The sequence below is a fragment of the Cuspidothrix issatschenkoi CHARLIE-1 genome, from assembly GCF_002934005.1.
Taxonomy (GTDB): Bacteria; Cyanobacteriota; Cyanobacteriia; order Cyanobacteriales; family Nostocaceae; genus Cuspidothrix; species Cuspidothrix issatschenkoi.
The window spans coordinates 28,896-45,271 of sequence record NZ_PGEM01000001.1 but is presented as its reverse complement, the minus strand read 5'-3'; the positions used below and the strand labels follow the sequence as shown (position 1 = coordinate 45,271).

Genomic DNA, 16,376 nt, shown 5'->3' with positions numbered 1-16,376 from the left:
ATCTTTATGAAAACTGTCGATCGGTCGGGGATTTGCAGATCGCCTGTGCTTGACTGAGGTAATCCGTCAAGTATGCAGCTAATTTCCGAACGTGGGGCTGAGTCATCATCGTAAGATGGTTGCCAGGGACAAAATTGACAACCACTGGTGTACTCGAAAACTTGCTCCAACCCCAAGCCGAATCCTGCAAAATCTCAGATGGTAATTTAGCAGACTCTGCCGGATCGACTTCACTAGCTCGAAAGAGGGTGATGGGTATCGGTACGAATTCTTGTGGTACATAATTAACTTGAGCGTCCGCTTTGAAAGCTTGTAACAACTGATTCAACTGCGTAGTCCCAGCATCAGGCGGTAGAATGTCAATCATTTTCAAGTAATCGAGCACATATTTTAACTGTTCTGCTGGGGCTAACGAGGGCAGTCGATCGGCATCCAGATCGACATCCTTGGCAAACACGGTGGTCAGGATTTTAGCAATGGTTGTTAGCCATCTCGCATCATCCCATTCATCATCAGTTGGCTGTGGTCGAGCAATCGGTGCGGTGGTATCAAATATGGCAACTAGTGCTAATGACTGTCCTTGTCGTAGCAACTGCTGTGCCATTTCAAACACCACTTTACCACCCAAAGAATACCCGCCCAAAAAATATGGTCCTTGAGGTTGGACTGATTGGAGTGCCTTAATGTATTCAGCGGCGATCACCTCAACTTGGGTGCAGGGGGCTGATACTCCATCTTGCACTGGAGATTGAAAACTGTAGAAGGGTTGTTCTGGAGAGAGACAACGGGCTAAGTTATATAAATAGAATGGATTGCCCCCAGCACCTGGTAGACAGAAAAAGGGTGGACTAGAGCCGTTGGGCTGAATTGCCACTAGGGGAGACCAACCAGAAACACCAGCATCCGTTTGAATTCTCGTTGTCAACTGTTCGATCGTGGGAGATTGGAATAAGATGCTTAAAGGGAGATCTTTCCCAAAATGCTGCTTAATTTGAGCCATTAATTGGGGAGCCAAGAGAGAATGACCGCCGAGGTCGAAGAAATTATCTGTTACGCCCACAGGGTCAACCTTGAGTATTTTTGACCAGAGGTGAGTGAGTTCCAGTTCTAATGTATTTCGGGGGGGTATAAATCTGTCCGAATTGCTGCGGTGAGTAGGTTCGGGCAGGGCACGGCGATCTACTTTGCCGTTGGGGGTGAGGGGGAGGCTCTCCAGAATGACAAAGGCTCCGGGTACCATATATTCTGGTAGCTGGGTTCTCAGGAATTGTCGCAATTCGCTGGTTGTCACCGTCTGTTCTGGCTGCGGAACAACATACGCAACTAGCAGTTTATTGTCTGGAGTATCTTCGCGGGCAATGACAACGGTCGATTGGATCTGGTTGTGTTGACTGAGTAATGCTTCAATTTCGCCCAACTCGATGCGAAAACCGCGAATTTTGACTTGACGATCTATTCGTCCGAGATATTCAATATTGCCATCACTGAGGTAGCAGGCTAAGTCTCCGGTTTTGTAGAGACGGGAATTGGGTTCAGTACTAAAGGGATGAGGAATAAATTTTTCTGTAGTTAATTCGGGGCGGTTGAGATAACCACGAGCTAATCCCGTACCACCAATGTGCAATTCTCCTGGTACGCCGATCGGCACTGGTTGCAAGTGGGTGTCAAGGATATAAACTTGGGTATTAGCAATGGGACGACCAATGAGAACAGTACGGTCATCTGTGCCGACTGGATATATTGCCGACCAAATTGTCGTCTCCGTAGGTCCATAAAGATTCCATAAGGCCGCACATCGCGATCGCAATTGGTGCGCCAAATTTCTGGGCAAAGCTTCCCCACCGCAGAGGATGTTCAAATGCTTGCTGCCCTGCCAATCTGCGGTTAACAGCAGTTGCCAAGTCGCTGGGGTGGCTTGCATCAGAGTAGTTTGAGAACTCGCCAACTTAGCAATTAATGCTGCGCCGTCACTACTTACTGCCCGACTAACAATTTCGACCCTTGCACCGACCATCATGGGTAGGAAGATTTCTAGTACAGCAATGTCGAAAGATAGAGTCGTGACGGACAGGAATAGATCTTGCTCTGTCAGTTCTAGCTGCTGACTCATAAACTGGAGAAAATTCACTACTGAGCGATGGGTAATTTGGACACCTTTTGGTTTGCCAGTGGAGCCGGAAGTATAGATGACATATGCTAAGTTGTCAGGATCGATGCTTAGATCCAATTGCTCTGGGGTTTGAGTAGTAATATTCTCCCTGTCTCGATCGAAACAAACAATCAGTCCTTGATATCCAGCTACTTGCCTTAATAAATGTTCTTGGGTGAGTAGCACTGATATTCCAGAGTCTGACAGCATTAAAGCTAAACGCTCTTGCGGATACTCTGGGTCGAGGGGTACATAAGCCCCACCCGCCTTGAGAATGCCCAATAGTCCTACCACCATTTCCCAAGAGCGGTCTACACAAATCCCCACTAGCACTTCTGGTTCAACACCCAGAGACTGCAAATAACGCGCCAACTGGTTGGCTCGATGATTTAACTCCCGATAAGTTAGTTGTTTCTCTTCAAATACCACCGCTACCGCATCTGGAGTCCGTTCCACCTGCTCTGCAAATAGCCGATGGATACACCGATCCTGGGGATAATCTACCCGTGTATCATTCCACTCCACTAATAACTGCTGTTGCTCAACTGCGGTGAGTATTGGCAATTGGGAAATTCGCTGACTCGGATTAGCGACAATTCCAGAGAGCAATGTCACAAAATGACCCAGCATCCGCTCGATGGTGCTGCTATCAAACAAATCAGTATTGTATTGCCACCAGCCTACTAATCCAGTACCAGAGTTCCCCATCACTAAAGTCAAATCGAACTTGACGGTAGAAATTTCAATTGGCAAGTCGCTGATGGTTAATCCACTCAACTCAAACTCTGATACAGGCATATTTTGGAGAATAAACATCACTTGGAATAGTGGTGTATGGCTCATGTCTCGTTCTGGCTGCAACGCTTCCACCAACATTTCAAAGGGCAAATCTTGATGAGCATAAGCCGATAGTGACGTTTCGCGTACCCGTGGGAGTAATTCGTTAAAGCTGGGGTTTTGAGCCAAGTTAGTCCGCATGACTAATGTATTAACAAAAAAGCCAATTAACCCTTCTATCTCCGAGCGCTCGCGGTTAGCAATTGGTGTCCCCACTAAAATATCTTCTTGCCCAGTGTAGCGGTAAAGCAGAGTACTATACGCTGCCAACAATGTCATAAACAAAGTTACACCTTGTTGTTGACTCAGTTTTTCTAACTGTTGGGTCAACTCCGCAGACAGTCTAAACTCCAGGTGCGCGCCATTGAAAGTCTTCACAGCAGGTCTGGGTCTGTCTGTGGGCAATGGCAAGAAAGCGGGAGCATCTGCCAACTGTTTGTGCCAATAACTTAATTGGCGATTGAGTACCTCTCCTTGCAACCATTGTCTTTGCCAAATCCCGAAATCTGCATACTGAATTGGCAATGGCAACAAAGGCGACGATTTAACCTGAGCGTAAGCATTATAAAGCTTTGTTAATTCATCAACAAACACACTCATCGACCAGCCATCACTGACAATGTGGTGCATACACACTAACAACCACTGCTCTGTATCAGATAAGATAAATAATGTTCCCCTGATTAAGTCATCATTCGCTAAGTCAAAAGGCTCATTAGCTTTTTGTTGCAGTAATTTTTGTGCCGTACATTCTCGCTCTTCTCTCGCTACATGTTGCAACTCAATAACTGTCAGTTTCCAAGGTATACAGCCCTGTTCCCTCCAATTACGAATTACTTGAGTTTGTAGCCCATCCACAACAACAAAGTTAGTGCGTAAGGCTTCGTGACGATGAATAATTTCCCGGAAACTTTGTTCTAAAGTAGCAATATTCACACTTCCAACTAAGCGCAAACCAACCGGGATGATGTATGAAGCACTGTTCGGCTCGAACTGATCTAAAAACCACAACCTCTGTTGGGCGAATGACAGTGGTATTGTTGCCTGCTCTGCCCTTGGTAAAATAGGTGGCTCAGAGAATTTGATATCTTGTTGCTGAAGTTGCACAATTAATGGTACTAATTGGGCAACTGTTGGTGCAGCAAATAAGCTCCGCAATGATAATTCTATCTTCAAGTTGCTACGTACACGGGAAATTAGTTGCGTTGCTAGTAGAGAATGTCCGCCAAGTTCAAAGAAGTTATCATGAATACCTACTTGCTCAATTTTTAGCACTTGTGCCCAAATTCCTGACAGAATTTCTTCAAGTGGTGTACGGGGAGCAACATACTCGTCTAACACTTGGCTGTTTAAATCAGGTGCAGGCAAAGCAAGACGGTCTACTTTCCCGTTTGCGGTAAGTGGTAGAGCCTCCAAGATAACTATTACACTTGGCAACATATACTCTGGTAACTTTTCCTTGAGGAAGCTACGCACAGCACTAACTGTAAGTGTTTGCTGTGCTTGTAGCACAATGTAGCCAACTATACGCTTATCTCCTGGCATGTCTTCACGGACAACTGCACAAGATGACTGCACATTGGGATGTTGGCTGAGTACAGCTTCAATTTCTCCCAATTCGATACGGAATCCCCGGATTTTTACTTGATTGTCTATGCGTCCCAGGTATTCGATGTTGCCATTTGGTAAATACCGCGCTAAGTCTCCTGTTTTATATAACAGTGCTGTTAGCGGTAGCGGGGCTTTCAACCCGTGTTGAGTGGAAGAATGTCCTTCTACCTCCCGCATTCTCCCTCCTACCTCCTCAAAAGGATTGGGAATAAATTTTTCTTTGGTTAATTCGCTGCGATTGAGGTAGCCTCGCGCCAAGGAAACACCACCAATGTGCAGTTCTCCTGGCACACCAATTGCTACAGGGTGTAAATACTTATCTAGGATGTAGATTTGAGTGTTGGCAATGGGGCGACCAATTGGTGGCAGTGCTGGCCAAGTGTCCACTGAATCAGTTAGAGTATAAGTGATGACCACATGACTCTCCGATGGTCCGTAATGATTGTGCAGAGTACAATCACTTAGCCCAGAAAGCCACTTGGATATTGCAGGTGTTATTTGTAACTGTTCTCCTGCTGTAATTATTTCCTTGAGATGACTGGTAATGAAGTTATGACTAACTGCTACCTCTGCTAGTTGCTGTAAGGCTACAAAAGGAACAAACAATCTTTCTACTGCTTGTTCTTGAAGTAAGCCTAATAAGGCTAATGGTTCTCGGCGTAATTGCTCGTCAATCAACACCAATGTGCCACCATTAAACCAAGTCGAGAACATTTCTTGGAAGGAGACATCAAAGCTGACAGGCGCAAATTGCAGAGTTTTAATTGCTTTAGATGACATTGGCGAATTTTGCAGTTGCCACAGTATAAGATTGCAAAGTGCCAATTGAGTCATGGCGACACCTTTTGGTTGACCTGTGGAACCAGAGGTGTAAATTACGTAACCCAAGTTATTGGGTTGTACGTCAGAAATCAGATTCTCTTGGCTGCATTGAGAAATTTTTGCCGCATCAGTATCTAGACAAACAAGCTGTGCTTGATTTCGGGTTAGTCTATCAAGAAGTCGCTGTTGAGTCAGTAAGACTTTAACTTGAGTATCCTCTAAAATAAAGCTCAAACGCTCAATTGGATACTCACTGTCAAGTGGTACATAAGCTCCCCCAGCTTTGAGAATCCCCAAAAGTCCGATGACCATTTCTAAAGAACGCTCGAAACACAAACCCACCAAGGTATCTGATTTAACGCCCAATGAGCGCAAGTGATGTGCTAGTTGGTTAGCACAGCAGTTTAATTGGGCATATGTCAGTTGTTGATCTCCAAATTCTACCGCTATTGCATCAGGTGTCAGTTCTACTTGCTCCTCAAATAACTGATGGATGCACTTATGTAGGGGATAATCAACCCTTGTATTATTCCATTCCACTAATAACTGCTGTTGCTCAACTGCGGTGAGTATTGGCAATTGGGAAATCTGCTGACTTGGATTCGCCACAATTCCAGAGAGCAAGGTCACAAAATGACCCGCCATCCGGCTAATTGTCCCCTCATCAAAAAGGTCGGTACTATAAGCCAGATTGACCGAGAGTTCGTTGTGGTGCTCGATAATCTCCAGGCGAAGTTCGATTTCCCCTGCGGAACTAGGCCCTGGTACTACCGAAACGCCATCTAGCTGGTATTCTAGTGTTTTTTCTACATCTGGTGTCCAGAAACTTTGCATCGCAAAGGAGGTTTGGAACACTGGGGAATGGGCGAGATGGCGATCGATGTCAAGTGCAAAGACTTGTTTGGGGAACGGAAACTGACCATAATCCAGTCCATCGGCTACCGTGATTTTGACCCGCTGCAACAACTCAGTAAATGGCTCCTCGACGTTAATTTGCGTTCTGATCGGTACCATATTGATAAAGTAGCCGACAGTATTGGCAAATCGGCTTTGAGGTCTACCAGCACTCGGAACACCAACAATGATGTCACTTTGCAATGTATATCGAGCCAGGAAAGCCTGATAGCTGCCTAGAAGTAACACGAACAGGCTGACATCCCGATCCCTTGCCAGCGATCGAAGCTGCTGGGTGGTATTTGAATCTAACTTAGTGGAGACGATCGCGCCTGCAAAGGTTGGGATGAGGGGGGGTTGTCGATCGAATGGCAATGCTAGCAGGGGTAGAGTACCGCTGAGTTGTTGTTGCCAATAAGCCAGACAGGTTTTACCGCGATCGCTATCAATTAGTTCCTGTTCCCAGGTAACGAAATCGGCATAGTCGGCTGTCTCTGAAGCAGCAATTGTGGGTTCCCTTCCTTGGGAGTAGGCGGCGTAGGCGTGGAGGAAGTCGCGGAGTAAAATCGGCAAGGACGAGCCATCCACTACCAGATGATGAATCACAATTAACAACTTATAGCGGATCGGCGACTCATGGAAAAGATGAAGGCGAACCAGTGGATCGTTTTCTAGATCGAAAACTCGATCGGCGGCGGATTTTAACTGCTGCTGTAACACCTCATCCGTGGTGAAATCGCGATCGCCCTCCTCGAAGCCAAACTCTGGCTGGGGACGAATGGTTTGGAAGGGATTGGCGTTGTCGTCGGTCTTAAATTGCGATCGCAGGATCGGATGACGATCCAATAAGAAGGATGTCGCTTGTTTGATGGCATTGATATCAACGGGGCGATCGAATTGCAGTGTGACGGGCACATTGTAAGCAGACATCTGCGGCACTAACTGGTGCAACAGCCACAATCCGCGTTGTCCTTCGGATAGGGGGAATGGTGGCAGGGGGGCGGTCAGTGAGCGGAGCCGAGCTGACGGGGGGCGGTCAGTGAGCGGAGCCGAACTGACGGGGGGATGGGCTTGCACTGAGCGAGGCGATGGACTGAGCTTGTCGAAGTGTCGAAGTGGGGACTGGGGGGATTTACTGAGCTGGGTGGTGGTTCGGGGTGCGGAAACTGACTCTGTTTCACTGGTTTCCTCAACAGCCGCTGCCCGCTTTTGCTCAATTAGTCGGCACAGAGCTTCCACAGTTCCATAGTCGGCTAGTTCGCGATGCCCGATCTCGACGTAGAGACGTTTTTCTATCTGTCGGACTATTTCCTTACTGCGGAGCGAATCAACACCTAGTTGCCAGAGGGAGACGTGGGGTTTAATTTCACTGACGGTGAGTCCAATGGATGTAGCCACAATTGCGGCTACAATCTCCTGTACGCTTGGATTTGCGGCTGGGGGATTGGTTTTGGTGTCGGCGGCGATCGCCTCGTTCAACGGTGATCGCGCCGAATTAGAACTGCTAACCGCTTGCCAGTAACACTGTTGCTCGAATGGATAAGTTGGCAGAGAAATCCGCTGTACCTGTTGCTGTTCCCACAGAGATATCCAAGGAATCTTGCCGCCCTGAACCCAGAATTGTGCCAGTTTTTGATAGTTGCGTTGTTCGAGGAATAGCTGCAACACGATCGCGTCGGCACCACCCGCCAGTAAAGTTTGTAATGAGTTGTCCGTTTCGTTAATATTTCCGAGATACGTAGGCGGATTACTGGACAAATTGACCTGAATGTGTCCTAGCAGATGGTTTAACCCAGTTCTCAACTCGTCAATACTGTTGACGACTAGTGCCACTCTCGATGCCATCGCTTCGCGCCCTACCTGGAGGGTAAAGGCTAGATCTGCCAAGGAAATATCCTGATCGCGATCAAGAAATTCCATCAATTGAACAATTTGAGCTTGCCGCCGATCGTCGTTTTTGGCAGATAAAATGATGATTTGGGGTGACCCTTGGGCAAGTTTGGGTGGTTCTTCACTTAGCTCTTGTGGATATTCTTCAACGATTACATGGGCATTGACACCACCAGAACCCAGGGCGGTGATACCCGCACGTCTGGGACAAACGATCCCATCAATCGTCAACGGTACCCACGGCTCAAGTTCTGTCTGTAACTGAAATGGCAGTGAGGCAAAATCGATCTCTGCATTGAGCGGTTCTACAACTTTAGTCGGACAAAGTTGTTTGTTTTTTAATTGCAAGATGACCTTCATAAATTGCGCCATTCCCGCCACAGATTCACCATGGCCGATCGTCGATTTGATCGATCCGAGTCGGTAACATTGGGATCGATCACGTTGACGATCGCCAAACACTTTTTGCAGTGCATTCAACTCCAGGGAGTCGGCAATCTCCAATCCCATGGCGGCGGTTTCAATGTAAGCGATCGATTGGGGATCGATACCAGATCCCGTGATCGCCTGACTAATTACCGCAGCTTGGCTCAGGGGGTTGGGTATACCGTAAGCATTCCCTCGACCGCTATGATTAACGGCACTGCCCCGAATAACTGCAATAATCGAATCCTTGTCCCGTTGGGCATCTTCTAGCCGTTTCAGGACGACAGCACCGACACCTTCTCCAGGTACAAAGCCATTTCCGCCCTGTCCGAACACTTTTGGCAGCTTGGAGTCAGCTAGCAAGCCGATCAAGCATAGATACTGATAATTTCTCGGATCGAGATATAGATTGACTGCACCGACAATCGCCATTTTCAGATCGCCGCGACGTAGTGCTTCACTAGCTAGGTGCAAGGCTACCAAGGCTGAGGAACACATCGTATCGACAGGGATACTTACCCCCCGCAGATCCATCCCATGGGAGACACGATTGACCATCGCGGCAAAAGAAGTGTTAAATCCCATCTTGGTTATAGCACCGTAGACACCAACGCGATCACGTAGCTCATCGTCGAGTCCTGAAGGTGCATATCCAGCATCTTCAAATGCCCGCCAGCATTCCTGTAAAAATATCTTCGCCTGGGGGTCTATTTGAGCAGCTTCTCGTGGCGATATATTAAAAAATAGGGGGTCAAACCGATCGCAGTCTTCTAAAAATGCGCCCCAGTTACAGTAACTCTTTCCTTGTTCCCGTGCCTTCTCGGGATCGGCTTCAAAGAAGTTATCCATATTCCAGCGTTTATCTGGCAAATCTGTAATACAATCTCGTCCCGATTGGAGGTTTTGCCAAAACTCCGTTAGGTTTTTAGCCTGGGGAAATCGACCGCTCATACCAATTACCGCAATCTCATCCGCGATCGAGGGGTTACAAGCCCCGCCTCCTTGGGGCGGGTGTTTTGGGCGGGGTTTAAATCCTCGTCCAAAACCTTCACTCTTGCATCTTGCCTTTTGTGTCTTGCCTTTAATCCCTCCGTCCTCCAGTCCCTCCATCTCCCAGTCCCCCATTTCCACTCCTAACAACTGCGCGAAGTTAGTAAATTGAGTTGTGGCGAAATGGTTTACTAAGGCATCAATGGTTGAGGCTTCAAACAGCAATCCTGCCTTCACACCTTCAAAGTGTTGATTAAGGGCATTAGTCAATTGGGCGATGATGATAGAATCAACACCATAAATGGCCAGAGGTTCGCATGGATCGATCTGGTTTCCATCCATCATCAAAACCTGACCGATCAGTTGTTGAAAATAAATCGTCCCCTTGCCCTTCAATTCTGTCAATACTGACGATCCCACGCCTTGGTGATTTGGTGCGGTGAAACTAGGTGCTGACTGTGTTGGGGAAGTTCCAGAGCCGATCGACTCAGAGATCGACTTTGGCTGACGCACAACACCGTCAGTCTGGGCGACAATTACCTGTTGTCCTAACACCTGAGCCGATTTCCCTGGGAAACCGATTGCGGTAAAACCCGCTTGCTGGAGGACTCTGTGCCAGTGATCTGCCAATAGGAACGGCGATCCCGGCACTCGTAACTCGGCATCTTCAGCTAACCACCATCCTGCCAACAAACCGAAGGTAAGATGGGAGATTAAGGAAGGCTGGGTAATTTCATTGAGGATGAGTACGCCGCCTCCACGCAAGGCTGCTTTGGCGTTGCCCAGAGATCGCCGAATATTGGCTGTGGCATGGATACAGTTAGTGGCAATAACTAGATCGAAAGAGCCGATGGGAATACCTTGGGCTGATAGGGGTTGGTTAACATCAAACAATTGTGTCCGCACGTAGGGATATTTGGGTGCAAAATTTCTGTCAGCGCGAACTAGAAATGCTGGGGAAATATCGGTATAAAGATACTCACCCACGAGATTGCCCAAGGGTTCCAGATGGCGGAGGACACTTGCTGTTGTCGCTCCTGTACCCGCGCCAATTTCTAGAATGCGAATCGGTATTAAACCATCGACACGCGATCTTGCCTGGATATAGTTGACTACTGTTTGAGCAACCACTTCATTAAAATGGGTGGCGATGGCGTTCCCTTCGTAGATGCCTTCTACCAGTGACATGGAGCCATTCGGAAATATAACATCAGTAGCTCGCTTTTGGGACTGGAGAATTGCTGGCAGTTCGCGCATACAGACATCAGCTAGGGTGAAGATCGGCTGAAGATGGGGAAGAGCCTCCCAGTTAATTTTCTGGCGATTCCATTCATCCCATATCTGATCGAGGTTCCCCAGTAATCCCTCTGGCATAACCGCGATCGCCAGACGACGACTCTCTTCCAGCCAAGCTCGATAGAATGCTGGCAGATCCGACGATAGCGTCACAGATTTTGGTGGCAACCAGTCGAGGGTAGCCAAGGTACCATGGAGCAGTTTTAATAGCAAGTTTTCGATGGCGGCAATCGGTTCGAGATATTGCTGTTGTAGGGTGATAACGTGATCAGCATAAGTGGGAACTCGTTCGAGCACAGACTCAATTCCAGAGGTCAGAATTGGGGGATAAACATCAATCCACTCATCTTGCTTGACCAAATCGAGCCTGTCTAAATTATTGGTTTGCAACAGCGCGATTTGTGGCAGAGGGGACACCAGAAAGGCTGCCAGGGCATCGAAACCTGATTGTGACTTGATCGGCTCAATTCCAGACTGTTTCATGCGGATTTTCGTGGCATCAGGGATAGTGTTACCCGTACCGACGTTCCAATACCCCCAATTAATTGTCTTCACCGGGAATGGGAGACAATGGTTTAACTCGATCGCCCAAGAGTCCTTAAACTTACAGCCTGCGGCATAACCACTCATCCCTCCACCACAAGTGAAGGAGACAATCGAGGAAAAAAACAGCATAAAATCTAATGGCTCGTGTTTAAACACTGCTGCCATATTGACACTAACATCGATTTTCGATGCCAAAATTGAGCGAAAACGGTGCTCGTCCATTTCACTCAGGCTGAGATCGAATTCTCCTACCGCCGAATGAATGACACCCTGAATTTGGGAATACCGTGCCTTGATGGTCTGGTATGCTTGAGTTAGTGATATGCGATCGGCTGCGTCTGCTTGGATGTACTCTGGGGTGTGGCCGATTTGTGTTAGGGTGTCAATTTGGTGACGAATTTCTCGATCAATTGGCCGACGACCAATCCAAATCACTTTGGCAGCGTAATTTTCAATCACGAACCGCGACCAAGCACTACCGATCCCACCAGCCCCGCCGATGACGACGTAGACCCCGGCATTTTTGTAGGCAGTATGAAACTTTGAATCCAGTTGGGGGTTGGACAAGTGCTGCTGGGGGATTAGAGTCTGTCGATACCACTTCCCGTCTCGCCAAGCGCAAACCCCAAATTGGCGATCGTCAGGTAATTGTGCTAGATCGACAGATAAAAGCGATTGCCCTAGTTGTAGATCTAGAGCGCGGATGTGCCACTGGGGTAGTTCTTTGGCTAGAACCCCTGCTAACCCATGCACGGCAGAATGTATCGGGTTTGAAGACTCATGGCGATCAATCGCTACAATCTGGGTAGTAATGAAGGTCAGAGCCAGATTTTCGGTAACATAGCCAGCCGAGAGCAAGGACTTAATCAGCCGAAAGACTGCCAATATCCCCCGCTCTTGGGCTAACAACACCTGACGATCGTCTAGCAACGAACAGTTATCTTGGGGAATAATGATGATAATGTGCTGCCAGGGCAAATCGGACTCTAGCCGATCTAAAGCCATGTCTCCACAATAGGTAGCATGGGGAAAGCAAGCTCTCAAATCCTCTCGAAGTTCTCCATCGCCACCGATAATCAGTGTTTGCCCTAGATGATCGCTCCAGGGCCGATTCCCTGTCTGTATCGGTATAGCATCCCAGTATGGCACCAATGCGGATGGTTTAGCCACTGGATCGCCACTTTCAGCTTTCACCTCTGGTTTTAAATCTGACTGGGGTGCTGTCAAATTTTCCTCATCGCCATTGAGGGGACAAATCCAATAACTGTCCCGTGCAAAAGCATAAGTAGGCAGGCTGATCCGCTGGGGTTTGCCTTGGGGGTATAGTTTCTGCCAATCAACGTTCATACCCTTAGTCCAGGCATCAACTACAGCAGTGTATTCACCGCGATTGAGCCAACCTTGAATAACTTCAGACCCATCTCTGTCTGCCAATAGACTAGCCAAATCTTCCCGATCGCGCTTAATGTCTCCGTAGTACAGTCCCGGTGTGGCGTCCCCATCCTTCAAGGCGAGTTCCAGCTTATTTCTCAGTTCGGCGATCGATTCAACCACAAAACCAAGACGTGTGGGCATTGCTTCTCGCCCAACTTGGAGGGTATAGGCTAGGTTCGCCAGGAAATTTTCTGCATGCTGGATATCTGCCCCATTATCTACTAAGAACGTTGCCAAGTTCGCGACTTGAGCCTGGAGACGCTCCTGGTTTTTGGCAGAAATAACGATGAGAAAAGGACCAAAAAACTTGGATATTCGATCGCCTGAACTCTGGTACTCTTCAATCACAGCGTGGGCAAAAGCACCAGAAAAGCCAAAGGAACTAATCCCCGCCCGTCTCACGCCATCACTTTTCCAATCGGTTAGTTCGCGATTGATATATAGGGGCGATCCTACCAACTTTAGGTAAGGGTTAGGCTGCTGGAAATTAGCCAGGGGGGGGATCTGACGATGTTGAAGTTGGAGAATGACTTTCACTAACCCAGTAATACCAGCAGCACCCTCCGCGTGACCGATACTGGCTTTGATTGAACCAATCGCGCAAAATCCAGTCTTGTTAGTATAACGAGCAAAGGCATTTTTGAGACTAGTGGTTTCGATCGGATCTCCCAGCTTAGTGCCAGTACCGTGAGCTTCTATGTAGGTAATAGTTTCGGGATCGATCCCGGCATCTTCCCAGGCTTTGACGATCACATTTTCTTCACCCGCAACGCTGGGTGCAGACAGAGACGGTGTATAGCCGCCGTGGGCAAAGGCAGATCCCTTAATGACTGCATAAATACGATCACCATCTTGCTCTGCCTGCTCCAGGGGTTTAAGCAATACACTCGCAATCCCTTCGGCGGGGACATAACCGTCAGCGGTAGCATCAAAGGTATGACAGTGCCCAGTGGGAGATAGGGCTCCCAGTTTGGAAAAATAGCGGTAGTGCAACGAGGAGAGGAGCAGGTTCGCACCACCCACAAATGCCATTTCGCATTCCTGGCTACGCAGAGACTGACAGGCGTAATGGAGTGCCACCAACGAGGAGGAGCAGGCTGTATTAATTACCATGCTCGGTCCTTGAAGATCGAACCAGAATGACATCCGGTTGGCACTGATGCCACTTCTACCCGTCCCTGTATAGATATCCAACGGCAAGCCCAACTCGGCTATTTTCTCGGCGTAATCATCAAAACAGATGCCAGCGAAGACACCCGTATTGCTACCGCGCAACTGATTGACAACCCCAGCATCTTCCGCAGCGGCATACATACTTTGCATTAGCAAGCGATTCTGCGGATCCATCCAGATCGCTTCTCGCGGGGAAATATTGAAAAAAGCGGCATCGAATTTGTCTACATCTTTGATGAAACTGCCCCATTTACTATAGGTTTTGTCTTGAGCACCGGGATGGGGATCGAACCAGGGACGATAATCCCAGCGATCGCGGGGCACTTCTCTGATTACGTCTTTGCCGTCACGGATCAGTTGCCAAAACCGATCAAGAGTCTCGCATTCGGCGTAAGTGCTGTGCATCCCGATGATGGCAATATCGATGTGTGAGTTGGCAGGTAACTGTTGGGCGCGTATCAATCTCGATCCTGTTGACTGTTCTGAAGTGGTAATGTGTTGTGTCTTTCCCGCATCAAGTAGTTGAAGAAAAGCACCAGGATGAGAGTCCACGAAAAACCTCGTCACCTCCATCAGACTGGGATACTCAAAGAACAAGGTGGCATTTAGTTCCAAATTGGTATCCTGTTCAATGCTAGCAGCGATCGCCACCAATTGGGCTGATTCCAAGCCTAGCTGCATCAAGTTCGTATTTATATCCGTTTCGCTAATTGCAATCTCTGCTGCGATCTCAATTTTATCGATCAGATAACGTAGTACATCGTTAGTCAGAGGAGGGGACGGGGGGATGGGGGGACGGGGGGCGGTCAGTGAGCGGAGCCGAACTGACTGAGGATGATGAAGCAGCTTTAAGGAACAACCTCGCAAGCGGGCAACAACTAGTGAGTTATCAGTAATAATATCGGCATCAAATAGAATCAGTTCGCCAGAATTCTTTACTAATCGGGTATGTACCCAACAGAGATCGAGGGATTGCCAGTTGTCAAGTTTGAGACAATAGATTTCCCCAATCCCAAACGGTATATAGTTAGCATCCTGAGCAATTTCCTGTACCAATAGAGGGGCTGCGGCGAGGAAAGTACTATTAATTACCAAAGGATGTAAAGCATAAGTGTGAGACTCTTGACGACTCTGTTCGGTCAAACAAACTCTAGCAAGTACACCATCACTGGTACGAAACAGTCTTTCAATCGTCCTGAAACTAGAACCCAGACGAATAGCGGGTACAGTGTGGTAGATCGATTCCAAATTGTTAATGGGAGTGGCAGACTGCAACAGATGTTCCACATCCAAGTAGTTTTCTTGGTACCGATCGGGTTGCAACTGTCCTTTCGCCGCCGTTTGGATCGTTTGTGTCGCGGTGTTCCGCTGAAACTTAGCCTCGAAATTCAATCCTGTTGGTATTTCTGATGTCTGAATTTCTAGGGTGACAACTTCTCCTGGATTAACAACCACAGGCTGAACAAAGGTGAGGCGTTGCAAACAAAGGGCACGCTGATGAGGAAAGCGTTGGTAAAAGTCGGTTATCGCTAGACTAGCATGAGTGACACCTAACAACACCTGATCGCCGGACAATGTGTGATCTCGCAGAAACGGTTCATCATAACCATAGGTTACGGTTATCCCTCCCGATCTTGGCGATGGGGACGGTTCTGTTGTAATAGGGGTATCATTCTGGGTATCCCCGCTGATGTGGGAAAACTCGCGTTCGCGATCGAATGCGTATCCTGGTAACACCACACAGGATTTGCGCTCAATCGATCCCATCGAACCAAAGTCGATATCTGCACCAGCAGCCCAATAACGCGCCAATCTGAGCCAGTCCCGATCATCAATCGCGGATTGTAATTGGGGTGCTGTCGGGAGCGGTAAGTCTGCAGTGCCAAAAGATGTATAAATACCCAGATGGCTGAGATCGAGATTGTGATTTATCAACTGATCGATGACATCAACTGCTTGGTTGGTTGAGGGAGCGATCGCGGCTAAACGGTATTGCAGATTGAGATCGCGTAATTGGAGAGCGGCAGCAATCTCTGCCACGGAAATAGTGGGGTGCCATCGCAAATATGTCTGAAGCCGATTTAAGTAATCATGTATTCCTTTCTCGCTAGCGGCAGCAAATACTAGCAAGCTTTCCGTTGGCTCAGTTCCAGATTTTGTAGTTATTGATTCCTGTACATATTCCTCTAAGATTACATTAGCGTAAGTACCACCTGCACCAAAAGAATCGATCAGACTACGACGAGAATTCGACTGGGGAACCCAGGGCGATAATTGTTCCTGGATATAAAACGGTGAATTGTCCAGT

1 protein-coding gene (only partly in view) is annotated in these 16,376 nt (G+C 48.0%); it reads right to left on the bottom strand.

The genetic code is table 11. The features are described from left to right. Positions 1 to 4 precede the first annotated feature (4 nt). On the bottom strand, positions 5 to 16,376 hold the 3' portion of the coding sequence (locus CUN59_RS00015) for a non-ribosomal peptide synthetase (protein WP_104385913.1). It continues 12,410 nt past the right edge of the window; the window shows 16,372 of its 28,782 coding nt (coding positions 12,411-28,782); the start codon falls outside the window, past its right edge; it ends in the stop codon at positions 5 to 7.